21 protein-coding genes are annotated in these 24,431 nt (G+C 71.4%); 10 read left to right on the top strand and 11 right to left on the bottom strand.

Annotated features, from left to right (window positions below; all coding sequences use genetic code 11):
• Nucleotide 1: 1 nt before the first annotated feature.
• Both ABZ208_RS09880 and cobS read right to left on the bottom strand, forming a co-directional pair.
• Nucleotides 2–1,204, bottom strand: a complete 1,203-nt coding sequence (locus ABZ208_RS09880) for a hypothetical protein (RefSeq protein ID WP_356908992.1) — start codon at nucleotides 1,202–1,204, stop codon at nucleotides 2–4.
• A 56-nt stretch (nucleotides 1,205–1,260) separates the two neighbouring features.
• Entirely contained in the window at nucleotides 1,261–2,061 is an 801-nt protein-coding gene (gene cobS / locus ABZ208_RS09875; RefSeq protein ID WP_356908991.1) for an adenosylcobinamide-GDP ribazoletransferase, read from the bottom strand.
• Nucleotides 2,062–2,129: 68 nt separating this feature from the next.
• On the opposite strand from cobS, the gene ABZ208_RS09870 reads away from it, so the two are divergent.
• On the top strand, nucleotides 2,130–2,888 hold the full coding sequence (locus ABZ208_RS09870) for a hypothetical protein (RefSeq protein WP_356908990.1): 759 nt from the start codon (nucleotides 2,130–2,132) through the stop codon (nucleotides 2,886–2,888).
• Here ABZ208_RS09870 and ABZ208_RS09865 read toward each other — a convergent pair.
• The 3 genes from ABZ208_RS09865 to ABZ208_RS09855 form a co-directional block, all read right to left on the bottom strand.
• On the bottom strand, nucleotides 2,837–3,535 hold the full coding sequence (locus ABZ208_RS09865; RefSeq protein ID WP_356908989.1) for a hypothetical protein: 699 nt from the start codon (nucleotides 3,533–3,535) through the stop codon (nucleotides 2,837–2,839). The two genes, ABZ208_RS09870 and ABZ208_RS09865, sit on opposite strands and share 52 nt — an antisense overlap.
• Nucleotides 3,536–3,846: 311 nt before the next feature.
• Nucleotides 3,847–4,908, bottom strand: coding sequence for a nicotinate-nucleotide--dimethylbenzimidazole phosphoribosyltransferase (cobT, locus tag ABZ208_RS09860; RefSeq protein ID WP_356908988.1), 1,062 nt, complete (start codon nucleotides 4,906–4,908; stop codon nucleotides 3,847–3,849).
• A gap of 30 nt (nucleotides 4,909–4,938) precedes the next feature.
• A complete protein-coding gene (locus tag ABZ208_RS09855; protein WP_356908987.1) occupies nucleotides 4,939–6,138 on the bottom strand; it encodes a bifunctional adenosylcobinamide kinase/adenosylcobinamide-phosphate guanylyltransferase in 1,200 nt (399 codons plus the stop codon).
• A gap of 92 nt (nucleotides 6,139–6,230) precedes the next feature.
• Between ABZ208_RS09855 and ABZ208_RS09850 the strand changes: the two genes are divergently transcribed.
• Together ABZ208_RS09850 and ABZ208_RS09845 are read left to right on the top strand one after the other, a co-directional pair.
• The gene (locus ABZ208_RS09850) at nucleotides 6,231–6,440 is read left to right on the top strand and encodes a hypothetical protein (RefSeq protein ID WP_356908986.1); all 210 of its coding nucleotides are present in this window, start codon (nucleotides 6,231–6,233) and stop codon (nucleotides 6,438–6,440) included.
• 904 nt (nucleotides 6,441–7,344) lie between these two features.
• The gene (locus ABZ208_RS09845) at nucleotides 7,345–9,249 is read left to right on the top strand and encodes a bifunctional polysaccharide deacetylase/glycosyltransferase family 2 protein (RefSeq protein ID WP_356909021.1); all 1,905 of its coding nucleotides are present in this window, start codon (nucleotides 7,345–7,347) and stop codon (nucleotides 9,247–9,249) included.
• 435 nt (nucleotides 9,250–9,684) lie between these two features.
• Here ABZ208_RS09845 and ABZ208_RS09840 read toward each other — a convergent pair whose 3' ends face one another.
• The gene (locus ABZ208_RS09840; protein WP_356908985.1) at nucleotides 9,685–10,395 is read right to left on the bottom strand and encodes a methyltransferase domain-containing protein; all 711 of its coding nucleotides are present in this window, start codon (nucleotides 10,393–10,395) and stop codon (nucleotides 9,685–9,687) included.
• A gap of 140 nt (nucleotides 10,396–10,535) precedes the next feature.
• On the bottom strand, nucleotides 10,536–11,132 hold the full coding sequence (locus ABZ208_RS09835) for a DUF3043 domain-containing protein (RefSeq protein WP_328401524.1): 597 nt from the start codon (nucleotides 11,130–11,132) through the stop codon (nucleotides 10,536–10,538).
• Nucleotides 11,133–11,428: 296 nt separating this feature from the next.
• Here ABZ208_RS09835 and ABZ208_RS09830 point away from each other — a divergent pair, with 296 nt between their 5' ends.
• The 5 genes from ABZ208_RS09830 to ABZ208_RS09810 all read left to right on the top strand — a co-directional run bounded on the left by ABZ208_RS09830 (nucleotide 11,429) and on the right by ABZ208_RS09810 (nucleotide 17,856).
• The gene (locus ABZ208_RS09830) at nucleotides 11,429–12,214 is read left to right on the top strand and encodes a PspA/IM30 family protein (RefSeq protein WP_356908984.1); all 786 of its coding nucleotides are present in this window, start codon (nucleotides 11,429–11,431) and stop codon (nucleotides 12,212–12,214) included.
• Between the two features lie 19 nt (nucleotides 12,215–12,233).
• Nucleotides 12,234–12,512 carry a hypothetical protein gene (locus ABZ208_RS09825; RefSeq protein WP_356908983.1) on the top strand — a complete coding sequence of 93 codons (279 nt, stop codon included), beginning with the start codon at nucleotides 12,234–12,236 and terminating at the stop codon, nucleotides 12,510–12,512.
• A gap of 135 nt (nucleotides 12,513–12,647) precedes the next feature.
• Nucleotides 12,648–13,880, top strand: coding sequence for a histidine kinase (locus ABZ208_RS09820; RefSeq protein WP_356908982.1), 1,233 nt, complete (start codon nucleotides 12,648–12,650; stop codon nucleotides 13,878–13,880).
• Nucleotides 13,877–14,563: a response regulator transcription factor gene (locus tag ABZ208_RS09815; RefSeq protein ID WP_328401532.1), complete on the top strand. Its 687-nt coding sequence runs from the start codon at nucleotides 13,877–13,879 to the stop codon at nucleotides 14,561–14,563. The genes ABZ208_RS09820 and ABZ208_RS09815 overlap by 4 nt, the downstream gene beginning before the upstream one ends.
• Nucleotides 14,564–14,718: 155 nt before the next feature.
• Nucleotides 14,719–17,856: an efflux RND transporter permease subunit gene (locus ABZ208_RS09810; RefSeq protein ID WP_356908981.1), complete on the top strand. Its 3,138-nt coding sequence runs from the start codon at nucleotides 14,719–14,721 to the stop codon at nucleotides 17,854–17,856.
• Between the two features lie 239 nt (nucleotides 17,857–18,095).
• On the opposite strand, the gene nadA is transcribed toward ABZ208_RS09810, so the two are convergent.
• Entirely contained in the window at nucleotides 18,096–19,286 is a 1,191-nt protein-coding gene (gene nadA / locus ABZ208_RS09805) for a quinolinate synthase NadA (protein ID WP_356908979.1), read from the bottom strand.
• A 242-nt stretch (nucleotides 19,287–19,528) separates the two neighbouring features.
• Between nadA and ABZ208_RS09800 the strand changes: the two genes are divergently transcribed.
• On the top strand, nucleotides 19,529–19,885 hold the full coding sequence (locus ABZ208_RS09800) for an iron-sulfur cluster assembly accessory protein (RefSeq protein WP_356908978.1): 357 nt from the start codon (nucleotides 19,529–19,531) through the stop codon (nucleotides 19,883–19,885).
• A 69-nt stretch (nucleotides 19,886–19,954) separates the two neighbouring features.
• Here the strand turns inward: ABZ208_RS09800 and ABZ208_RS09795 are convergent, their stop codons facing one another.
• Both ABZ208_RS09795 and ABZ208_RS09790 read right to left on the bottom strand, forming a co-directional pair.
• Nucleotides 19,955–21,466 (bottom strand): hypothetical protein, encoded by a 1,512-nt coding sequence (locus ABZ208_RS09795; protein WP_356908977.1) that lies wholly within the window; start codon nucleotides 21,464–21,466, stop codon nucleotides 19,955–19,957.
• Between the two features lie 126 nt (nucleotides 21,467–21,592).
• Nucleotides 21,593–21,799 carry a hypothetical protein gene (locus tag ABZ208_RS09790; protein WP_356908976.1) on the bottom strand — a complete coding sequence of 69 codons (207 nt, stop codon included), beginning with the start codon at nucleotides 21,797–21,799 and terminating at the stop codon, nucleotides 21,593–21,595.
• 130 nt (nucleotides 21,800–21,929) lie between these two features.
• Here ABZ208_RS09790 and ABZ208_RS09785 point away from each other — a divergent pair, with 130 nt between their 5' ends.
• Nucleotides 21,930–22,904: a carbohydrate kinase family protein gene (locus ABZ208_RS09785; protein WP_356908975.1), complete on the top strand. Its 975-nt coding sequence runs from the start codon at nucleotides 21,930–21,932 to the stop codon at nucleotides 22,902–22,904.
• Between the two features lie 127 nt (nucleotides 22,905–23,031).
• On the opposite strand, the gene ABZ208_RS09780 is transcribed toward ABZ208_RS09785, so the two are convergent.
• Nucleotides 23,032–24,411, bottom strand: a complete 1,380-nt coding sequence (locus tag ABZ208_RS09780) for an aminotransferase class V-fold PLP-dependent enzyme (protein WP_356908974.1) — start codon at nucleotides 24,409–24,411, stop codon at nucleotides 23,032–23,034.
• Nucleotides 24,412–24,431: the final 20 nt, after the last annotated feature.

The raw sequence follows: 24,431 nt of genomic DNA, 5'->3' as shown, positions 1-24,431 counted from the left end.
GTCAGCGGGACATGACGTAGCAGGTCGCCTTCGGCGCCTGGCCGACGCCCCATTCGCTGCTGGTCGGCCAGATCAGCCAATAGGCCCCGGACTCCACCGACTCACGGGTCCAGGAGGAGGGCGCCGTGTCGTGGGCACGCTCACAGGCGGCATGGGCCTGCCGCTCGGCGGCCTCCTCCCCCGGGTGGTCCGTTCCACCCAGCCCGGGGTGCGCGAAGACCCGGGCGTCGTGGGGCTGTTGGCAGCTCACCTGCACGACCATGGTCCCCTTCGGGTTCCGTATCCCGGTGCTGCCGTCGACGCACGTGCCGCGCGGGACGTCGGCGATCGGGCGTACGGCCTCCTTGGCGGCGAGCGTGCGCCCCGACGGCGCCGGTGCGGGCGCTGCGGAAGCCCCGTAGCCGTTCATCGTCAGCACGGCGCGCAGCTCGTTCATCGGGTAGAGGGCACTGTCCTCCTCGCGGAGCAAGGGTGTGAGGTCGGCCTCGGCGCGGGTGATCCGCCCCCGGGAGTCCGTCGTGAGATCCAGCGCGACGCGGTTCTCCGTGCTGTTGGGGGAGATCGAGCTGTTGAGTTCGCCTCTGATGTCCTGCGCGAACATGTCCAGCGCGTTGAAGGCGGAGACCTGCGCGCGGTAACGCCGGCCTCCGTCGGCGGCCGCCGACCACTTCACCTCCCCGGCGCCGCTCACGATCTCCAGCAGCGTGCCGCCGAACGCCGCCTCGGAACCCCGCAGACCGTCGATCGAGCTGGTTTCCCAGGGGTCCGAGTCGTCGTAGCGGAGCCAGTAGTCCGCCGTGCCGGGGCGTATGCGGACGGTGCTCGGATCGATCGCGACCTGGAGCGTGGACGCAGAGGTGCGGTCGGCCAGCGCGGTGCCGAGCAGCGCCTCCTTGGTGCTGCCGGGCAGGCCGGCAGGAAGCTTCCAGGCCAGTGAGCCGGACGCCCGGGTGCCGGGGAAGTCCAGTCGGCCCTTGGACGTCAGCACGGTCCCACCGTGCCGGGAGGTGAAGGTCAGCGTCTGCGTGAAGCTCGCACTGCGCGCCTTCTGCGTCGCCAGCAGCGCCTTGCGCGGCTGCCCCTGGACGGGCGCGTCGAACACGGGGTGTGCCGGCTTCTCGGCGGCTGCGCCGCCGCCCGAACAGGCGGTCAGCACCAGTGCCGCCCCGGCGGCGAGGAGCGGAAAACGGTGTCGAATGATCACAAGCGTTCGACCCGCCGGAACCAGGTACGGTTGCCCGCCCGGCGGTCACGGATCCGTTACGCCTGTCCCAGCACCAGCGCCACCAGTGTCACGGTCGCCGCCGTCTCGGCCAGCGCCCCGAACACATCACCCGTCACCCCGCCGAAGCGCCGCACGCAGTGCCGCAGCAGAAGGTGTGCCGCCCCCAGCCCGGCAGCCACCGCCACCGCGTGGTGGAGCGCCCCGTACGGCCGAAGCAGCGCTCCCGCGCCCGCGCAGGCAGCCCCGGTCAGGACCGCCGCGAGGAGGGCCATGCGTACGGGCACGACGCCGGCGACCGCCGCGCCCAGGCCCTCGGGGCGCGCCGGCGGGACGCCCGTACGGGAGGCGAGGGTGAGCGCCAGGCGTGCGGTGACCGCACCGACGGCGGCGCCGCTCGCGCCGAGCGCCCAGCTCTGCGCGTACAGCTCGTACAGCGCCGCGACCTGACCGAGCAGCACGAACAGCAGCGTGATCACCCCGAAGGGGCCGATGTCCGACTGCTTCATGATCCGCAGCGCGTCCTCGGCGGGTCGGGCGCTGCCGAGGCCGTCCGCCGTGTCGGCGAGGCCGTCGAGATGGAGGCCTCTGGTGAGTGCGGCGGGCACCGCGGCGGTGGCGACCGCGGCGAGCAGCGGACCGGAGCCCAGCAGTGTGAGCACCCCTCCGAGCGCCGCCGCGAACAGGCCCACCACCAGGCCGGCGAGCGGCGCACACAGCATGCCGGCGCGGGCCGCGTCCCGGTCCCAGTGGGTGACGCGGACCGGCAGCACGGTCAGGGTGCCGAACGCGAACCGTATGCCGGCCACCGGGCCGCCGTTTGTCGTCCTGAAGCTCACCGCGCGCAGGGTAGCCGGTGCGCCGCGACGGTAGATTGCGCACAACGGACAAAACGGGAGCGCGTGGCATGGGTCACTGGTTTTACCGCAACATCGTGGAGCCGGGAAAGCTCCCTCTGCTGCTCGCGCTGGCCGCGTTCGTGCTGACTTTCCTGATCACCCGGACGATCACCCGGATGATCAGAGCCGGGAAGGGCCCTTTCCGGAACGTCAGCTCCGGCGGAGTGCACATCCACCATGTCGTGCCGGGCGTGATCCTCACCGTGATCGGCGGCTTCGGGGCCGTGGCCACCAGCAGGCACAGCGGCATCGGCGCCAGTGTCTGCGCGGTGATCTTCGGCATCGGCGCCGGACTGCTCCTCGACGAGTTCGCGCTGATCCTTCATCTCGACGACGTGTACTGGAGCGACGCCGGCCGCAAGAGCGTCGAGGTCGTGGTGCTGACCGTGGCCCTGCTGCTGCTCACGCTCGGCGGGTACGCACCGCTCGGCGTCAACGATCTGACGGCCGACGAGCGCGAGGACCGCCGGATCTTCCTGCTCACCCTCGGCCTCAACTTCTGCTTCGTCCTGATCGCGCTGTTCAAGGGCAAGCTGCGCATGGCGATCTTCGGCACCCTGGTGCCCTTGGTGGCACTCTTCGGCGCGATCCGTCTCGCCCGGCCCGGATCGCCCTGGTCACGCCGCTTCTACCGGCGCAGACCCAAGGCCCGCGCACGATCCAGGCTGCGCTCGTACCGCCACGACCGCCGCTGGGAGCGGCCGCGCCGCAAGCTTCAGGACCTCATCGGCGGCAGGCCCGACCGGCGGTCGGCGCCGAAACCCTGACGCCGTTTCCGCATCGCGTCGACCGCGCACACCACCAGCACGGCCGCGATCGCCGCCAGATGCTCCTTGCCCGCCAGGTTCGGCTTGACGATCACCTCGACGATCATCGCCACGATCACCAGGGCAGCGGTGACCCAGCACTGATAGCGGTAGCAGACGAAGACCGCGAGTCCGACGACCGCCGCCGACGGGCCGGTGTCCACGATCTCGCCGTCCGACGCGGGCAGCCCGAACGGGCCGCCCGGGCCCACGGCGACGCCGATCCGGGCGTATGTCGTGCCGGCCAGGGTCGACAGGTAGGCGATCGCGAGCGTGCGCCGTGGGCCGATCGCGATCTCCGCGAGGCCGAAGACCAGCAGTATCTGCACCAGCGCGCCCCATACCGGCAGATCCAGCGCGGGCACGAACAGCGAGAGGGGGGTACGCAGCAGCGTGAGCCACAGCGGGTCCTCGGCGCGGACGAAGCCGATGTCATGGACCAGCCGCAGCCCCCAGGACTGGTGCTGCAGGAGATAGAAGAGGGCCGTGAGGGCGATGCCGGTCAGCGTCAGCGGGATCGCCCGCCACCTCTTGGTGACGAGTGCCGGCTGCACGGTGTCGTACAGGGGTCCCCACTCGCGGCGCGCGAAGGCGGAGGCAGTGTTCATCGTCCGCTCCGGGTCGTTCGGTACTTCGGTACGTGGAGGCGGCGCGGTCCGGGAACCCGACCTGCCGCCGGCGTGAGAAGCCGAGCGGCGAGCGCCGCGGTCCCGGCACGGTCCCGCGCCGAGCGTCGAGCTCCCGTCCGAAGACCCGTCCGGGTGCCGGGAAGTTGAGCGGGACACGGGTGATCCACATCTCGCCGTCCGCTTCTCCCGCCGGACAACCGGACTTTTGCTGTGACACACGATCATATGGGGCGTCGCGCGGCAGGCGGGCGCACCGGTGCGGCCGGGTCCCGCCCGGCCGCACCCGCGGGTCAGCCCCCCGTCTTCTCCGCGCGCTCGGGCAGCTCGGCGGCGAACGCCGCCGCGGCCTGGACGAGGGGAAGGGCGAGCAGTGCCCCGGTGCCCTCGCCCACGGTGATGCCATGGTCCAGCAGCGGGTTGAGCGCCATCCGGTCCAGTGCCTTCGCCTGCGCCGGCTCACCGCTCAGCTGGCCGGCGAGCCACCAGTCCGGCGACCGGAACGCGGCCCGCTGGGCCACCAGCGCACACGCCGCCGAGACGACGCCGTCGAGGATCACCGGCATGCGGCGTGCCGAGGCCTGCAGCAGGAACCCGGTCGTCGCGGCGATGTCCGCGCCGCCGACCGCAGCCAGCAGCTCCAACTGGTCGCCCAGCACCGGCCGGGCCCGCCGCAGTGCGTCGCGAATGGCCGCACACTTGCGCATCCACGCCAGATCGTCGATCGCCGTCCCTCCGCGACCGGTCACCACCGAGGCGTCCGTACCGCACAGCGCGGCGATCAGGGTGGACGCGGGCGTGGTGCCGCCGACGCTCAGATCACCGAGCACGACCAGGTCGGTGCCGGAGTCGGCCTCCTCGTCGGCGATCGCCATCCCGAGGCGGACGGCCTCCTCCGCCTCCTCGAGGGTCAGCGCGTCCTCGATGTCGATACGGCCGCTGCCGCGCCGCACCCGGTGCCGTACGACGTCCTCGGGCAGCAGCTCCGGGGCGCAGTCCACACCGGCATCCACGATCCTGATCGGCACGCCCGATCGGCGGGCCAGTACGGCGACGGGGCTCGCGCCGTCCAGCACGGCGCGTACCAGCTCGTGCGCGGTGCCGGACTCCCGGCCGGAGACGCCCAGTTCGGCGACCCCGTGATCGCCGGCGAACAGCACCACCCGCGGCTGCTCGACGGGCCGGACCGGAACGGCTGCCTGCGCGGCCGCGAGCCACTCGCCCAGCTCGTCGAGACGGCCGAGCGAACCGGGCGGAACGATCAGCCGTTCCCGGCGTTCTTCGGCGTCACGCCGGGTGCCGCTGTCGGGGCGCTCGATCAGATCGGAGAAGTCGTCGAGATTCAGCCTGCTCATTCGCCGAACAGTACCGGCACCGGTCCCGGCTCAGCCGCGCAGGACGAGTGCCTGGCCCGCCACCACCAGCAGCACCTGCTCGCACTCGTCGGCGAAGGCGGCGTTCAGACGGCCCAGTTCGTCCCGGAAGCGGCGCCCGGAGGCGGTGGCGGGGACGACGCCGGAGCCGACCTCGTTCGTCACGGCGACGACCGTGCGGGAGGTCGACCGGACCGCCGCCACCAGCTCTGCCACCCGGGCGCGCAGCTCCGTCTCGCCCCCCGCCGCCCAGTGCCCGTCGTCCCAGGCACCCGCCTTGTCCATCGCCTCGGTGAGCCACAGCGACAGACAGTCGATCAGCAGCGGCGGCCCGTCGGCGGTGAGCAGCGGGAGGAGGTCGCAGGTCTCGACGGTCCGCCAGGAGCCGGGCCGGCGTTCGCGATGTGCGGACACCCGGGCCGCCCACTCCGCATCGCCGTCCCGGCCGCCGCCCGTCGCCACGTACACGACGTCGGGGAAGGTCTGCAGCCGCTGCTCGGCCTCCAGCGACTTGCCCGACCGCGCCCCGCCCGTCACCAGCGTGCGGCGCGGCACGTCCGGCACCGCCTCGTACTCGCCCACGATCAGCGTCGTCCCGTCCGGCACGGCCCGTGCGCCCGCCGCCGCGAGCCGCCGGTCCAGCTCGGGGCCGCCGGGCACCTCGTGGTCGATGTGGACGGCGATCACATCGGTCGTGGCGCCGATCGCGCCCGAGGCGCGCAGGCGGGCGACGGCATCGGGGCGTCCGATCACATCGCCGACGACCATGTCGTACGCGGCGAGCCCCTCGGCCAGCCCGGCAGGCGCGGCGCCGGGCGGCATGTAGAGGAGCCGCTCGCCTTCGGGCGACGTCACCTCGTACCCCGTGCCCGGGTGATCCATCGACATGGCCCGCACCCGGTGACCGCTGATCAGCGTCAACTCCCGTCCGTCCGGTACCCGCCCGGCCGCCGGCAGCCCGGCGGGCACATCCACGGCCGGCCCGTCGTGCGGATGGGTCAGCAGCACCTGCCGTACGCCGACGAGTGAATGCCCGGCCCGCGCGGCGGCCAGAGCGGCCCCCGGGGTCAGATCGAGCAGCAGCGCACTGTCCACGAGCAGCGCGGTGGCGGCCCGCGCCGATGACCCGCGTGCGGTGGCGCACACGGCGCAGGGGCAGTCGGGCCGAGGGAGTCCGGCTGGCGCGCCGGTGCCGAGCAGAGTCAGTTCCACGCCTCTGATCCTCCCGCGTCCCCCTCGCGCGTGCGCGCCCGGCTACGCTGCGGGCAGCAAACCGATCAACTGGCGGGACGTGGGAGGCGCACATGGCATGGACGTGGCGGTTCGAGAAGTCCGACGGCACGGAGGTCCAGCCGGCGGTGGAGCCCGAGGAGTTCACGACCCAGGGCGACGCCGAGTCCTGGATCGGTGAGCACTGGAAGGAACTTCTCGAGGGCGGCGCGGACCAGGTGGTGCTGTCGGAGGACGCCGCGAAGATCTACGGCCCGATGAGCCTGGACGCGAGCGAGTCGTAGGACGGGCCTCGGGGGCGCCGGGGGTACGCGACCCCCGGGCCCTTCGGACGCCGTGCCTGCACGCAGGCTGGGGCGCAGCCGGCGAGCGCCCGGATCCGGGACTTCGGCAAGTGCCGGGGACCGCCCCCTCGTGCCTGACCGTGTGCAGGCGCGTGGGCCGCCGCAGTGTACGCGGAGACCCCGGCCGCCCGTCCTTCACGGCACAGAAGAATGTCGGATTTCGCACCCGGCTTCGAAACGGAGCCCTTCAGTCCCTAGAATCCGCGGCTGTGACCCGACAGAAGAACGCGGTATTCGTCGACGCCTCGGGGCGTCGGCGCCGCCTCATGAGGTATGTGTCCATTGTCGTAGGTACCGCGTGCGTCTGCTTTGTCGTCATAGTCCTGGCCGGGCTCTTCGGTTCCGGGCCGAGCGGCGGGCCGCTGCCGTGGAGCCAGAGCCGACAGGATCCGGCCACGCCCACCGCCGAACCAACGCCTTCCACCGCCGAGCCCGGGGAAGCCGCCGACGAAGAAGCCGGTGCGGAACCGGTCTCCGACGCGGCCTCCTCCTCGGCCTCCGCCACCGAGAGCGCCGACGCATCGGAAAGCCCCAGCGCCGAGGCAACCGGCCCCGGAGCCACGCAGGCGCCGCCTGAGTCCGCCCCGACATCGAGCGCTCCTCCCGGAAATTCCGGCAACGCCCCCCGGCGCAGTCCTGCCGCAGGCGGCAAGGGGCCGAAGTGACCCGGCACGCCCTGCGCCGGGATCCCCGTGCCCACTGGGTGCTGCTGAGTCTCACCCTGGCCGTCGTCGCCACCGCGCTGCTCTTCAGCGGCTACGGGCGGCACGAGATAGCCGCGACCGCCGCGCCGACCGCCCGGTGCCCGGCGGAGCCGGAGGCGCCGTTCGCCAACGGGCCCGTCATGCGTCAGGACCCGAAGACCGGCGGAGTCCGCGCAGCCCGGATGCCCGCAAGCACCATCGCCCTCACCTACGACGGAGGCCCCGACCCGGCCTGGACCCCACGTCTGCTCGATGTGCTGAAGCAGCACCGGGCCAAGGCCACCTTCTTCCTCACCGGCACCCGGGCCGCCGCCCACCCCGACCTCGTACGCCGGATCAAGGACGAGGGCCACGAGATCGGTTCGCACACCTATACGGACGCGAGCCTCGCCGATCTGTCCGGGCCCCGCGTCCGACTGGAGCTCGCCCTCACCCAGAACGTCCTCGCCGGTACCGCGGGCATCGGCACCCATCTGCTGCGCCTTCCGCATACCGAGGGTGCCGCCTCGCTCTGCGACGACATGGGCGAGGCCGCCCGGCGCGCGATCGGCGACGGCTATGTCGTCGTCGTTGCCGACGAGCCCGCCCGGACACCCGACCAGGGCGCCGTGCGCCAGTTCACCGGCTCGGGGGCCGCCGTTGCCGAGACCGGGCGGCTGCTGACCGCCGACCGCGGCGACCAGGTCACCTACACGACCGTCGGCGCCGGTCTCGGTCTCCCGGGCACGACGTACGCCGTAGGCACAGCTGCCGAGTGGAAGGGCGCCGCGGTCGTCCGCGCGCAGCAGGCGTCCCGCGCCTTCGCCGACGGAATGACCTGGTTCCTGCTCGCGGCCGGGGCCATCACCGCGGCGCGGCTGCTGATGCTGCTGACCGTCGCCCGTGTCCATGTGAAGCGGGTCCGGGGCAATCGCTCCCGGCGCCGCGGCGCCCCGCGCTCTCCGCCGCTGACCGACCCGGTTTCGGTGATCGTCCCCGCGTACAACGAGGAAGCGGGCATCGAGGCGACGGTGCGGTCGCTGCTCGCCTCCACCCACGAGGCCGTGCAGATCATCGTCGTCGACGACGGCTCCACCGACCGGACCTTCGAGATCGCCGAGGCGATCGGCGACCGCCGGGTCATGGTGGTGCGTCAGCCCAACTCCGGGAAGGCCGCTGCCCTCAACACCGGTCTCGCCTGGGCCCACTTCGACATTGTCGTCATGATCGACGGCGACACGGTCTTCGAACCCGACGCGATCTTCCGTCTGATCCAGCCGCTTGCCGACCCGCGTGTCGGTGCGGTCAGCGGAAACACCAAGGTCGGCAACCGGCAGGGTGTCCTCGGCCGCTGGCAGCACCTCGAATACGTCATCGGTTTCAACCTCGACCGCCGCATGTTCGACGTCATGGAGTGCATGCCGACCGTGCCCGGCGCGATCGGAGCGTTCCGCCGGGATGCCGTGGTCGGCGTCGGAGGCGTCAGCGAGGACACCCTCGCCGAGGACACCGACCTCACCATGGCCCTGTGCCGGGCCGGCTGGCGGGTGGTCTACCAGGAGTCGGCGATCGCCTGGACCGAGGCCCCTTCGACCGTGCGCCAGCTGTGGAGGCAGCGCTACCGCTGGTGTTACGGCACGCTGCAGTCGATGTGGAAGCACCGCGGCGCGCTGGTGGAGAGGGGCGCCGGAGGCAAGCTCGGCCGCCGCGGGCTCACCTATCTGCTGCTGTTCCAGACGGTGCTGCCGTTGTTGGCCCCGCTCGTCGACGTCTTCGCCCTGTACGGGTTGCTGTTCCAGGGCGCGGGTCAGGCGGCGGCGGTCTGGCTGGCCTTCACCGCGGTCCAGATTTTCAGTGCGGTGTACGCGCTGCGCCTGGACCGCGAGAAGTTCGAGCCCCTGTGGACCCTGCCGCTCCAGATCTTCGTCTATCGGCAGCTGATGTACCTGGTCGTCGTCCAGTCCGTGGTCGCGGCCCTGATGGGCAACCGCCTGCGGTGGCAGCGAATGCAGCGCACCGGCTCGGCCACGAACGTCCTGGAAGACCGTCGCGCGATGAGCACCTGAGTCGGTGGAAGTCGTGCGGCACATGATGTGCGGGTCCGAAACCGCCGCTCCCGCACTCGGGTCGGGGCACGGTCCCGACCCTCGCAGGTCAGCTCTTGCGCCCGGCCGGGCCGCCCCCCGTGCCGCTGCCGGGAACTGACGCGAAACGATCCGGTCGGCGCCACCGCCGACAGCCGGTGCGCGACCACCGGCATCGTCACGTCCCTGGCAACCTCAGCAGCCGCCGATTGCTCGCCGCACCGATCAGGGCCGGGACGGCTCCGAGGCGCCACGACCTGGCGGTGCGGGGCGGACGTGCACGGACAGGCTCGCGCGCCAGGTCTCACGGGCGCAACACGTCTGTGCCCCGGCGGCCGCCCACCTGTCTCTCGATGCTCACGCCACCGAGGACACGCGAAACCCCCGGCCGCCTGTGCCGGGGGTTTCGTGTTCGTGTCAGCTACGGCGCACTCCGCACAGGTGCAGCAGCGCCGCCACCCCGCGGTACGGGTCCGTGCGCCCCGCCCGGTCCTCCGCCGTCAGCAGCCGGTCCAGCTCGTCGGCGGCGGGCAGTTCGACGTCGTTGCCCACGTTGTCCGTGAAGACCCGGACCCCGTACCAGGCGTGCAGCGGCGCGGCGATCCCCGCCAGCGTCGCGGTCAGCGCCTCCAGCCGGTCCGCGCGTACGGTCAGCCCGAGCCGGTTGGTGTACGCGGTCGTGTCGAAGGCGGTCAGCGCCCCCTGCCAGTCGCCGGCCAGGCCCGGCCGCATGGCCAGCGCGTCCGCGTTCCGTACGAGCAGGGACAGCAGACCGCCCGGCGCCAGCATCCTGGCCAGTCCCGCGAGCATCGCGTCCGGTTTCTCGACGTACATCAGCACGCCGTGGCACAGGACCACGTCGAAGCTTCCGGGCAGGAAGTGCACACCGGTTTCCAGGCCGTCGCCCTCGACCAGCCGCACCCGCTCGCGGATCCCGGCCGGTTCGCCCGCGAGCGCGTCACGGGCGGCCTCCAGCATCGTGGGGTCGGACTCCAGACCGGTCACGGTGTGCCCGCCGCGTGCCAGCCTCAGTGCCTGGGTGCCCTGGCCCATGCCCACGTCCAGCACCCGCAGGCGCCGGCCGACCGGGTAGCGGGAGGTGATCTGGTCGTCGAGCTGACGGGCCACGAGCTCCTGACGGACCGTGTTGCGCAGCCCGCCCACCCCGGCGAGCCACGCGCCGGAGCCCCCGCTGAAGCGGGAGCGCGGTGCGGGCAGTGAGCCCGCTGAGCCCCCGGGGTCCGGCGCGGTCTGCGAGGCGTGTCCGGTCAGGGCCGCTCTCCGCGCTTGACCTGCGGCTTGGGCAGACGCAGCCGGCGCATCTGGAGCGTACGCATCAGACCGTAGGCGACGGCACCGCGCTTGGGCTCGTCCGGGAAGCGCTCCTTGAGCTGCTTCTTGAGCCGGATCACCAGACCGATCGAGTCGATGACGATCAGCACGATGACACCCAGCCAGAGCAGCAGCGCGATGTTCTGCAGCTGGGCGACCCGGACCATGCTCAGGACCAGGATCACCACCGCGAGCGGCAGGAAGAACTCGGCGACGCAGAAGCGGGAGTCGACGAAGTCGCGCACGAAGCGACGCACCGGGCCCTTGTCACGGGCCGGCAGGTAGCGCTCGTCGCCACCCGCGAGGGCCTCGCGCTGACGGGCCAGGTCGGAGCGGCGTGCTTCACGCTGTCGCTTCATCGCCTCCTTGCGGTCCGCCGGCGCGCTGGACGCGCGGCGGCGCTGATTCTGCGCCTCGGCACGCTTGGGCGTGGGGCGGCCCTTGGGGGCCTCGGGGTCGCGGGGCTGCTTGGAGAGGTCCGCCGTCACCTTGTCGGTGGGGGCCTTCTCTTCCTTGGAACGGCTACGGAACACAAAGCCCAAGGGTACGGGGTGCGGCGCATGGACCACAGCCCGGTGGGGAACGATCCCGCAACGGCGTGCGTCCGTAGGGGACAGAAGCTGAACAGAGCGGACTCTGTGTGACGGATCCCTGACGGCCACCTACTCCTTGCGCCGGATCGGAACCAGTACGCAGTCGTCCTTGGGGATGACCGCATCCGTACCCGAACAGTGCGGTAATGGATGCAGGGCCCGTACTGTGGGTTCTGTTGGAGTGCTGCTGAAGCTGCATAGTCAGAAGGGGGCGCGCGAAGCCCATGAGCGGTGTCATGAAGCGTATGGGGATGATCTTCCGCGCGAAGGCGAACAAAGCCCTTGACCGGGCCGAGGACCCGCGCGAGACCCTCGATTACTCGTACCAGAAGCAGCTCGAACTGCTGCAGAAGGTGCGCCGTGGAGTCGCCGACGTGGCGACCTCCCGCAAGCGGCTCGAGCTGCAGCTGAACCAGCTGCAGGGACAGTCGTCCAAGCTCGAGGACCAGGGCCGTAAGGCGCTGGCGCTCGGCCGTGAAGACCTGGCGCGCGAAGCGCTCTCCCGCCGGGCCGCGCTCCAGCAGCAGGTCACCGACCTGGAGACGCAGCACCAGACCCTGCAGGGCGAGGAGGAGAAGCTGACCCTCGCGGCGCAGCGGCTGCAGGCCAAGGTCGATGCCTTCCGCACGAAGAAGGAGACGATCAAGGCCACCTACACCGCGGCCCAGGCACAGACCCGGATCGGCGAGGCGTTCTCCGGCATCTCCGAGGAGATGGGCGACGTCGGCCTGGCGATCCAGCGGGCCGAGGACAAGACCGCCCAGCTGCAGGCCAGGGCCGGTGCCATCGACGAGCTGCTCGCCTCCGGCGCCCTGGACGACCCGTCCGGGATGGCGAAGGACGACATCGCGGCCGAGCTGGACCGGATCTCCGGCGGCACGGACGTCGAGCTGGAGCTCCAGCGGATGAAGGCGGAACTCGCGGGCGGCTCGAGCTCCCAGCAGGCCATCGAGGGCGGCAGCGGCGGAAGCCAGAACACCGCACAGCAGCCCAGCAGCCCGCCCAAGTTCGACAAGCAGTGACCGACAGTAGGGACTCGTCATGATCGTGCGGATCATGGGGGAGGGCCAGGTGGAGCTGGACAACAGCCACTTCACCGAACTGAACAAGCTCGACGACGTACTGCTCAAGGAGATGGAGAGCGGTGACGGTCCCGGCTTCCGCCGGACGCTGCAGTCGCTGCTCGACAAGGTCCGCGAGCTCGGCGAGCCCCTGCCCGACGATTCCCTGGAACCGTCCGAACTGATTCTCCCTTCTGCGGACGCGACGCTCGAGGAGGTCCGCGAACTCCTCGGCGACGACGGTCTGATCCCCGGCTGATCCCGGGCCGACCGTCCACTCCGACACCGCCGCGTGCCCCGCCCCCGCAACTGAGGGGGCGGGGCACGCCGCGCTTCGGGGCCGAAGTCCTGCGGCTGTCACGGCGTACCCGCCTGCGAGCGGCACGCCGTAACGTTGCCTGACGTGACCTCACTCGCCGACCGGTTCGACCGCACCAAGCGCTGGCTCCGCGCGCACCCGCTCGCGTTCGACGCCGGGCTGGCCGTGGCCGTACTGATCTGCATGGTCGCCGGCTCCTTCGCCGATCCCGGCGGGCCGCACGGGCCCACCTTCGGGACGCGGACCCCCGAGGTGCGCAGCGCTCTGCTGATGCTGGTCGCCGCGGGCGCACTCGTCTTCCGGCGGCGCGACCCGATGGCCGTGCTCATGGTCACCGGCGCGGTCTCGGTGGTCGAGCTGGTGGCCGGTGATCCCGCGGCACCTGTCGCGATGAGCGCGGTGATCGCGCTGTACACCGTCGCCTCCCGCACCGACCGGCCCACCACCTGGCGGGTCGGCCTGCTGACCATGGGCGGGCTGACCGGCGCCGCGATGTTCTACGGGTCGGCGCCCTGGTACTCCCAGGAGAACCTGGGAGTCTTCGCGTGGACGGGCATGGCGGCCGCCGCCGGTGACGCCGTGCGCAGCCGGCGCGCCTTCGTCGACGCCATACGCGAGCGGGCCGAGCGGGCCGAGCGCACCCGTGAGGAGGAGGCCCGGCGCCGGGTCGCCGAGGAGCGGCTGCGGATCGCCCGCGACCTCCATGACGTGGTCGCCCACCACATCGCCCTGGTCAATGTGCAGGCAGGCGTCGCCGCCCATGTCATGGACAAGCGGCCCGACCAGGCCAAGGAGGCTCTGGCGCATGTCCGGGAGGCGAGCCGGTCGGCGTTGAACGAACTGCGCGCGACGGTGGGTCTGCTGCGTCAGTCCGGCGACCCCGAGGCCCCGACCGAGCCCGCCCCCGGCCTCGCCGTCCTCGACGAGCTGGTGACCACCTTCCGGCAGGCCGGTCTGCCGGTCGAGGTCGCGCGAGCCGACGACGGCGTCACCCCGGCCGCGGCCGTGGACCTCGCCGCGTACCGGATCATCCAGGAGGCGCTGACCAATGTGCAGAAGCACGCGGGCCCCGACGCCAAGGCGGAGGTGAGCGTGGTGCGGGTGGGGGCGAGCCTGGAGATCACCGTGCTGGACAACGGCGCCGGGACCGGGAGCCCCGAGGCGGCCGGCGGCGGCCACGGACTGCTGGGCATGCGTGAGCGGGTCACCGCGCTCGGCGGCAGGGTGAACGCCGGGCCCCGGTACGGAGGCGGCTGGCGCGTCCAGGCGATACTGCCGATCAAGACCCGTACGGGGGAGGACGCATGACGATCCGGGTGCTGCTCGCCGACGACCAGGCACTGCTGCGCAGCGCGTTCAAGATCCTGGTGGACTCCGAGCCCGACATGGAGGTCGTCGCCGAGGCCGCCGACGGTGCCGAGGCCGTCGCCCTGGCCCGCTCGGCCAGGGCCGATGTCGTCCTGATGGACATCCGGATGCCCGGTACGGACGGCCTTGCCGCCACCCGGATGATCAGCACGGACCCGGAGCTGACCGGGGTGCACGTGGTCATGCTCACCACCTTCGAGGTGGACGAGTACGTCGTGCAGTCGCTGCGCGCCGGGGCCTCCGGTTTCCTCGGCAAGGGCGCGGAGCCCGAGGAGCTCCTGAGCGCCATCCGGATCGCGGCGGCAGGCGAGGCGCTGCTGTCCCCGGCGGCGACCAAGGGCCTGATCGCCAGATTCCTCGCGCAGGGCGGGAGTTCGGACGACGCCCCGGAGCCGGGAGCGTACGCGGAGCGGCTGGACGCGCTCACCGGCCGGGAGCGCGAGGTGCTGGTACTGGTCGCCGGCGGGCACTCCAACGACGAGATCGCCGACCGCCTCGAGGTCAGCCCGCTCACCGTCAAGACCCATGTGAACCGGGCCATGGGCAAACTGGGCGCCCGCGACCGGGCCCAGCTGGTGGTGACGGCGTACGAGTCGGGCCTGGTACGTCCAAGGGTGGACTGAGTTGTTCCGGATGTACTCCAGCTGCGGTATGCGCGCGACGAGGAACGGGACCTGGGGCCTACGGATCGGCCTTCCGGGATGCCCGAAGGTATAGGCGGGCACCTGCCTGTGCCCGCCCCCTTCCGCTTCCGCGAACGCCACAGAAGAGAGACCCCATGTCCTGGCTGTCCAGATTCAGCCTGTCGCAACGGGCCCTTGTCGGGCTGATGTCGCTCGTCGCGATCCTCTTCGGGGCGATCGCCATCCCGCAGCTCAAGCAGCAGCTGCTGCCCTCGATCGAGTTTCCGATGGTGTCGGTGCTCGCCCCCTACCAGGGCGCGTCCCCCGATGTGGTCGAGAAGCAGGTCGTGGAGCCGATCGAGAGCTCGCTCAAGGCCGTCGACGGCATCAAGAGCGTCACGGCCACGGCGAGCGAGGGCAACGCCGTGATCACGGTCGGCTTCGACTACGGGGACGGCGCCAAGCAGCTCGTCGCCGATGTCCAGCAGGCCGTGAACCGGGCCCGCGCCCAGCTGCCCGACGACGTGGACCCGCAGGTCGTGGCCGGTGCGACGGACGACATTCCGGCCGTCGTGCTCGCCGTCACCTCCGACAAGGACCAGCAGGCGCTGGCCGGCCAGCTGGAGCGGACCGTCGTCCCGGCGCTCGAGGACATCGAGGGTGTCGGCCAGGTGACCGTCGACGGCGTGCAGGACCTGCAGGTCTCCGTCACCCCGGACAACAAGAAGCTCGCCCGCGCCGGCCTGACCACCGCCTCGCTGGCCGAGGCCCTCCAGACGGGCGGTGCCACCGTCCCGGCCGGTTCGTTCTCCGAGGACGGCAAGAGCCGTACCGTCCAGGTCGGCGGCGCCTTCACGTCGCTGAAGGAGATCGAGGACCTGCGGATCGTGCCCGACAAGGGCAAGCCGGTCCGCCTCGGTGCCGTCGCGGAGGTCGAGCAGACCGAGTCCACCCGGGTCTCCTTGACCCGTACGAACGGCAAGCCCAGCCTCGCCGTCCTCGCCACCATGGACAACGACGGCAGCGCCGTCGCCATCTCCGAAGCCGTCCAGGACAAGCTGCCCGAGCTGCGGGCGGACCTCGGCGCCGGCGCGGAGCTCACGGTCGTCTCCGACCAGGGCCCGGCGGTCTCCAAGGCGATCTCCGGCCTGACCACCGAGGGCGCACTCGGCCTGCTGTTCGCCGTCATCGTGATCCTGGTCTTCCTGGCCTCGCTGCGCTCCACCCTCGTCACCGCGGTCTCCATCCCGCTGTCGGTGGTGCTCGCGCTGATCGTGCTGTGGACCCGCGACCTGTCGCTGAACATGCTGACGCTCGGTGCCCTGACCATCGCGATCGGCCGTGTCGTCGACGACTCGATCGTGGTCCTGGAGAACATCAAGCGGCACCTCGGCTACGGCGAGGAGCGCCACAGCGCCATCGTCACCGCCGTGAAGGAGGTCGCCGGCGCGGTCACCTCCTCCACCCTGACCACGGTCGCGGTGTTTCTGCCGATCGGTCTGGTCGGCGGCATGGTGGGCGAGCTGTTCGGCTCGTTCAGCCTGACCGTCACCGCGGCCCTGCTGGCCTCCCTGCTGGTCTCGCTGACCGTGGTCCCCGTCCTCTCCTACTGGTTCCTGCGCGCACCGAAGGCCGTGCGCGGCATGGACCCGGACGAGGCCCGGCGCACGGCGGAGGAGAAGGAGGCGAAGAGCCGGCTGCAGCGGGCCTACGTCCCCGTCCTGCGCTTCGCGACCCGCCGCCGCCTCACGAGTGTCGTCCTCGCCCTCGCCGTGCTGTTCGGCACCTTCGGCATGGCCGGGATGCTCAAGACCAACTTCTTCGACCAGGGCGAGCAGGAGGTCATGTCCATCAAGCAGGAGCTGGCCCCCGGCACCAGCCTGGAGGCGGCCGACGCCTCGGCGAAGAAGATCGAGAAGGTGCTCGACGGACTCGACGAGATCAAGGACTACCAGGTCACGGTCGGCTCCTCCGGCTTCATGGCGGCCTTCGGCGGTGGCACGGGCGCCAACCAGGCCTCGTACCAGCTGACGCTGAACGACTCGGCGTCCTACGAGCGCACCCGTGACCGCATCGACGAGGAGCTCGGCAAGCTCGACGGGATCGGCGACACGACGATCGCGGCGGGCGACGGCTTCGGCAACCAGGACCTGAGCGTCGTGGTGAAGGCCGCCGACGCGGACGTCCTGGCGAAGGCGTCCGAGGCGGTGCGCGACGAGGTGGCGGTGCTCGACGACGTCACCGACGTGCAGAGCGACCTGGCGCAGAGCGTGCCGCGTATCTCGGTCACGGCCACCCCGAAGGCGGCCGAGGCCGGCTTCACCGACGCCACGCTCGGTATGGCCGTCGCCCAGGCGGTGCGCGGCACCCCGGCCGGCAAGGCGCTCGTGGACGACACCGAGCGGGACATCGTCATCACCTCGGCCAAGCCGGCGAAGACGATCGCGGAGCTGCGCGCCCTGCCGCTCGGCCCGGTCGAACTCGGCGACATCGCCGATGTGAAGCTGGTCCCGGGACCGGTCTCGATGACCCGCATCGACGGCTCGCGGGCCGCGACGATCACGGCGAAGCCGACCGGTGACAACCAGGGCGCGGTCAACGCCGCGCTCCAGTCCAAGATCAACGCGCTGGACCTGCCGGAGGGCGCCACGGCGTCCATCGGCGGTGTGACCGAGGACCAGCAGGATGCGTTCCTGAACCTGTTCCTCGCGATGCTGGCGGCGATCGCCATCGTCTTCATGCTGCTGGTCGCCACGTTCCGCAGCCTGATCCAGCCGCTCATCCTGCTGGTCTCCATCCCGTTCGCGGCGACCGGTGCGATCGGTCTGCTGGTCGCCACGGACACCCCGATGGGCGTCCCGGCGATGATCGGCATGCTGATGCTCATCGGCATCGTGGTCACCAACGCGATCGTGCTGATCGACCTGATCAACCAGTACCGGGCCCAGGGCCTGGGCGTGGTGGAGGCGGTCATCGAGGGCGGCCGGCACCGGCTGCGCCCGATCCTGATGACGGCCCTGGCGACGATCTTCGCCCTGCTCCCGATGGCGCTGGGCGTCACCGGCGAGGGCGGCTTCATCGCCAAGCCGCTGGCGGTGGTGGTGATCGGTGGTCTGATCACGTCGACGCTGCTGACGCTGCTGCTGGTCCCGACGCTGTACGCGATGGTGGAACTCCGCAAGGAGCGCCGCCGTGCCAAGCGTGCCGCGAAGAGCGCGGCGACGTCGGGCGAGTCCACCCCGCAGGCCCCCGAGCCTGCGGACGAAGCGGACCCCCAGCCGGTCGGCGCCTGAGCCCCTGGCCGTACCCGAACGAAGCCCCCGTAGCCGCCACTTGCGGCTGCGGGGGCTTCCGCATTGCGGTCATTCCTGCACCGAGAGCGGGTGCCCACCTGCACGGGGGGGCAGCTCAGCTTGCGCTCATCCGGCGGGCGCGGGGGAAGCGTTCAAGGGCCGTGGTCGCACGCATCTCCCCCGACCCGTGAGCGGGCCGGGGGAGGAGTGCGTTCCCGTGCGTACGTGTGCGGCTACGGCTACGGCAGCGCCAGCATCCGCTCGAGCGCCAGCTTCGCGAAGCTCTCCGTCTCCGGGTCGACCTGGATACGGTTCACCAGCTTGCCGTCCGCCAGCGACTCCAGCGCCCACACCAGGTGCGGCAGGTCGATGCGGTTCATCGTCGAGCAGAAGCAGACCGTCTTGTCGAGGAAGACGACCTCCTTGTCCGGGTGCGCGTTCGCCACGCGGCGGACCAGGTTCAGCTCGGTGCCGATGGCCCACTTGGAGCCCGCCGGCGCCGCCTCGAGCGTCTTGATGATGTACTCCGTCGAGCCGACGTAATCGGCGGCGGCCACCACCTCGTGCTTGCACTCGGGGTGCACCAGGACGTTCACGCCCGGGATCCGCTCGCGGACATCGTTGACCGAGTCCAGCGAGAACCGGCCGTGCACCGAGCAGTGGCCCCGCCAAAGGATCATCTTCGCCGCGCGCAGCTCCTCGGCCGTGAGCCCGCCGTTCGGCTTGTGCGGGTTGTAGAGGACGCAGTCGTCCAGGGACATCCCCATGTCCCGGACGGCCGTGTTGCGCCCCAGGTGCTGGTCCGGCAGGAAGAGGACCTTCTCGCCCTGCTCGAAGGCCCAGTCCAGCGCGCGCTTGGCGTTCGACGACGTACAGATGGTGCCGCCGTGCTTGCCGGTGAAGGCCTTGATGTCCGCGGAGGAGTTCATGTACGACACCGGCACGACCTGCTCGGCGACGCCTGCCTCGGTCAGCACGTCCCAGCACTCGGCGACCTGCTCGGCCGTGGCCATGTCGGCCATCGAGCAGCCGGCCGCCAGGTCGGGCAGGACGACCTTCTGGTCGTCGGTGGTGAGGATGTCCGCCGACTCCGCCATGAAGTGCACACCGCAGAAGACGATGTACTCGGCCTCCGGACGTGCCGCGGCGTCCCTCGCCAGCTTGAAGGAGTCCCCGGTGACGTCCGCGAACTGGATGACCTCGTCACGCTGGTAGTGGTGGCCGAGGACGAAGACCTTGTCGCCGAGCTTCTCCTTGGCCGCACGGGCGCGCGCCACCAGGTCCGGGTCGGACGGCGACGGCAGGTCGCCGGGGCACTCCACGCCGCGCTCACTCCTGGGGTCGGCTTCGCGGCCGAGCAGCAGCAGGGCGAGCGGCGTCGGCTGGACGTCGAGCTCAGGGCGGGTTTGGGCGGTGGTCACGACACGCACCCTTTCTTCTCTGCAGACAGACCTTTTCGTCTATTTGACGTTATCTATCATAACCGCTTCACGTCACTTTGACGATGTCCATAGCGTCGATGTGACGCACCCCCTGTCGACAGGTCGGTGTCCCACCTCGGCCGGTGTGCGAGCATGAAAGGGAAAGACTAGGGCTCGCCCGGAATGAATCCGGGACCCGGCCGGTTGCAACCGTCGGCAAGCAGTCTCCGTACTACCCGGGAGAGAAGCAGATGTCCGTATCGGACGAGACCACCAAGGTGAACGACGGCATCCTCCTGTCCGACGCCGCCGCGGCCAAGATCAAGGCCCTGCTGGACCAGGAAGGCCGTGACGATCTGGCGCTGCGCGTCGCCGTTCAGCCCGGCGGCTGCTCCGGTCTGCGTTACCAGCTGTTCTTCGACGAGCGTTCGCTCGACGGTGACGTGGTCAAGGACTTCGACGGGGTGAAGGTCGTCACCGACCGCATGAGCGCCCCGTACCTGGGTGGTGCGTCGATCGACTTCGTGGACACCATCGAGAAGCAGGGCTTCACCATCGACAACCCGAACGCCACGGGCTCCTGCGCCTGCGGAGACTCGTTCAGCTAGGTCGCGCCACGGAAAGGCGGCGGTCCCCTTCCGGGACCGCCGCCTTCGGCGTATCTGCCCGCGGCGCCGTCAGCGCTTCTGGGGCACTGCCTCACCCGTGTCCGCCCGCACGACCTTCCGGTCGCCCAGCGGCTTGTCCAGGGTCACCGACTCCGTCAGTTCCTTGGCCAGGGCGATACAGACCCGCTTGGGGTCCGGATTCGTCTCCACGACACGGACCCGCACCGTCTTGCCGCTCTCGGTGGCCTTCGCCGCGTAGTCGCTGCACACACCGCCCCAGAACGTCAGCGACAGCGTCCGCCCGTCGCCGCTCACGCTGTACGAGGTGAGGCTCATCCCGTCCCCGGGCACCGCCGGGTCCTTCGGGGGCTCGGTCGGGGTGATGTCCCGCTGCGGCGGCTCGGGCGCCGTGAGGAACTTCGGGGCCACCGCCGTGTGCGTGATCGTGAACGGCCGGTCGGCGTCCTTCGGTACCACCTCGAACAGCCACGACGGCACCAGCGTCTGGCGGCCTTCCACATACTGCGCGGCGAGCCCGAAGACGGCCTTGCTGACCGTCACCTGCTCGGGCTCGGCCTTGGAGCCCTCGGGCCCGCAGGGCGCCGACGGCTTGAGCTCGCCGTCCTGCTGCTTCTCGCCCTCCGCCGGGACCGGTGTGGCGCAGCCGCCGATCCGCACCGGGTCGGTACCCGCACCGGCCTCGTTCAGCTGCTTCAGTGCGTCCTCGGCGGAGATCACCGGATAGCTGTCGCCCTTCTCGGGCTTCTTCAGCAGGCCGCTGCCGCCGACCACGTCTCCGTCCGGGCCGACCTGGATCCCCGTCGCCCAGCCGTAGGTCGGCAGCCCGCCGACCACCGGGTCGGCGTTCACCACCCGTACCGCGCCCATCAGCTGCTTCGCGTCCAGATCGGCCTTGCCCTGGCCCACAGCGTCGAGCACCTTGGCCGCGGCCTTCTTCGCGGCCTCCTCGCTCACCGCCTGACCTGCGCTGCCCCCGGAGGTGTTGCCGCTCGGGGTGTCACCGCCCGACGGGCAGGACTTGCCCTTCAGGCAGTTGTCGCCGCTCGGTGACGCGCCGAACATGGCGAACGTCCAGGTGCCCGGAGCGTCTTTGCCGACCTGCAGCAGCGGCCCCGAGCCGTCCTTGTCCGCCCCGATCTTCCAGGTCGGCCCCACCAGACGTGGCGTGCCCGGCAGTCCGAGCGCCCTGGCCAGCCGGGTCACCTCCGCCTCGGTGACCGTGCCGCTCGCCCGGTGGACGGCGGCGTCGTCGGGGCCGTCGGGCAGGTCGCCCGCGGCCTTGTAGCGGACCGGGCCGCCGGAAGGGTCCGGCTCACCGGGGGCGATACCGCCTGCCCCGCCCCTCTCCGTGTAGCCGTCCAGAGCGAGCGGGGGCGGATCGTTGTCGCCGCCGGGAGCACCGCTCCTGGCGTCCGGGGCGCCGGAGCCGCCGAAGCCGGCGGTCGCGAAGTACGCCCCGCCACCGCCGGCGACGAGCACCGCGGCCGCCACCGAGGCGACGACGAGCGGGGAACGCCGACGGCGCGGGGTGTCGTGCGTGGTGTTCTCCGTGCTGCTCACCGCATCGCTCCTTGTCTCGTGCCCTGTGCTGGGGAGGGCACGGATGGGACGGAGCGGGGGAGCGTGCGGTTCCCTCCCGCGCGCCGGAGCGTCGCGCGAGTGTGCTGTGCCGTGAACGGCGCCGGTTCAGTCGCCGTATATGGACATCGAGCCGACCAGTCGTGCCGACGCGGCCGGCACCACGACACCGTGGATGAGCGAAGGGGACACGGGTGCGGGCGCTGTGATGGCAGGGACGATCCAGTGCGGCGCCATGCGTGCGCAGTCACCGCGCAGCTGGGCCAGGCTCATCTCGGTCTCTCGCGGCTCGCGCAGGGCGCTTTGCTTCGTCATAGCCGCACCGTATGCACCTGGGGCTCCAGTAAAAAAGCCCTACTATCGGGTAGTTTCCGTGGTTCGGTTACGGGCCGCGAACCCGGTAGCGTGAACTGTCACTGCCAGCCCTCCCCAGGAGCGCCTTCCCGTGCGTATCGCAGTCACCGGCTCCATCGCCACCGATCACCTCATGACCTTCCCCGGCCGCTTCGCCGACCAGTTGGTCGCGGATCAGCTGCACACGGTCTCCCTCTCCTTCCTGGTCGACAACCTCGATGTGCGCAGGGGCGGTGTCGGCGCGAACATCTGCTTCGGCATGGGCCAGCTGGGCACCGGGCCGATCCTGGTCGGCGCGGCCGGCAGCGACTTCGACGAGTACCGCGCGTGGCTCGACCGGCACGGTGTGGACACCACCTCCGTCCGTATCTCCGAGGTGCTGCACACCGCGCGCTTCGTGTGCACGACCGACGCCGACCACAACCAGATCGGCTCCTTCTACACCGGCGCGATGAGCGAGGCACGGCAGATCGAGCTCAAGTCGGTGGCCGACCGGGTCGGCGGCCTGGACCTCGTACTGATCGGTGCGGACGACCCCGAGGCGATGCTGCGCCACACCGAGGAGTGCCGCTCGCGGGGCATCCCGTTCGCCGCGGACTTCTCGCAGCAGATCGCCCGCATGAACGGCGACGAGATCCGGATACTGCTCGACGGAGCCGAGTACCTCTTCTCCAACGAGTACGAGAAGGGACTCATCGAGTCCAAGACCGGCTGGAGCGACGCGGAGATCCTCGGCAAGGTCGGCCACCGCGTCACCACCCTCGGCTCGCGCGGTGTGCGCATCGAGGGCACGGACATCGACACGATCGAGGTCGGCTGCCCGGAGGAGGACGCCAAGGTCGACCCCACGGGCGTCGGTGACGCGTTCCGCGCGGGCTTCCTGTCCGGCCTCAGCTGGGGTGTGAGCCTGGAGCGCGCGGCGCAGGTGGGCTGCATGCTGGCGACGCTGGTCATCGAGACGCTCGGCACCCAGGAGTACACGCTGCGGCGTGCGCACTTCATGGACCGTTTCACGAAGGCGTACGGCGACGACGCGGCATCGGACGTCCGCGGACACCTGGCCTGACCTGTAGGGGCGCCGTCCCCCTGGTTCTTGCGCCTCGGCCGCCGGTGGGGCTGATCCCAGCCCCACCGGCGGCCGAGGCGCGGCCGGGGGCGTACCCGACGCTGCTCGGCGTCCCGCAAGCCGCTTCCTACGACACCCGCCGCACCACGTACGCCACCCCGCGCTCCGCCGCCCGCTCCCCGACGTACTCCTGGCCCCGCATCTCGCACCAGGCCGGGATGTCCAGCCGCGCCGCCTCGTCGTCCGCGAGCACGGTCACCGTGCCCCCGACCGGTACGTCCCCGATCACCTTCGCCAGCTCGATCACCGGGACGGGACAGAGCTTGCCGACCGCGTCCACGACGAGGGACGACTCGGTGCCCCCGCCGGACGCGCCGACCGGCGCGCCGAGACGTTCGCGTACCCCGGCCACCACCCCCGGCAGCACCTCCAGGAACCCCTCCACGTCCTCCCGCCGTGTGCCCGGCGGCAGCGAGACGCGGACATTGCCTTCCGACAGCACTCCCATCGCCCGCAGCACATGGCTCGGCGTCAGCGTGCTGCTGGTGCACGACGAGCCGGACGACACGGAGAACCCCGCCCGGTCCAGTTCGTGCAGCACTGTCTCTCCGTCGACATAGAGACAGGAGAACGTCACCAGGTGGGGGAGGCGGTGCACCGGATCGCCCACCACCTCCACATCCGGGACCAGTTCGGGCACCCGCGCGCGGATCGTGTCCACCAGGGCCCGCAGCCGCGCCGCCTCTTCCGCGGCCTCGGCCCGCACCGCCCGCAGCGCGGCCGCCGCCGCGACGATCGCCGGGATGTTCTCGAAGCCGGCCGAGCGCCCCGACTCCCGCTCGTCCGCGGGACCTTGCGGGGCAAAACGTGCGCCCTTGCGTACGGCGAGCAGGCCGACGCCCGCCGGGCCGCCCCATTTGTGCGCGCTTGCCGCCAGCAGCGACCAGGCACCCTCCACCGGCCCCCAGGCCAGCGACTGCGCCGCGTCCACCAGCAGCGGCACCCCGAGCGCCCGGCAGGCCTCGGCCACCTGCGCGACCGGCTGCTCGGTGCCGACCTCGTGGTTGGCGGACTGCAGCGCGGCGAGCGCCGTGTCGCCGCGCAGCTCGGCGGCGAAGACCTCCGAGGACACGGCCCCTGACCGGTCCACCGGGACCTCGCTCACGGTGCCGCCGTCCGCCGCGTGCGTGGCCGCCGCGTGCAGTACGGAGGAGTGCTCGACCGCGGAGAGTACGAGATGGCGGCCGACACGCCGTCGGCCCGCGAGGGCGCCGGAGACCGCGGAGTGGACCGCGGCCGTCCCCGAAGGAGTGAAGACGAGTTCGTCCGGGCGGCACCCGACGGCCTCGGCGGCGGCCTCCCGTGCGGCGTCCAGCAGCAGCCGGGCGCGCCGCCCCTCGCGGTAGAGCCGGGCCGGATCCGCCCAGCCCTCGTCCAGGGACGCCTGGAGCGCCTGCCGGGCGACGGGGTGCAAAGGAGCTGATGAAGCGGTGTCGAAGTAGGCCACGCCTCACGCTAACTCCTGAT

The organism is Streptomyces sp. NPDC006208, from assembly GCF_040613775.1.
Taxonomy (GTDB): domain Bacteria; phylum Actinomycetota; class Actinomycetes; order Streptomycetales; family Streptomycetaceae; genus Streptomyces.
The sequence above is the reverse complement of the archived record's forward strand: the minus strand, read 5'-3'. Positions and strand labels throughout refer to the sequence as shown.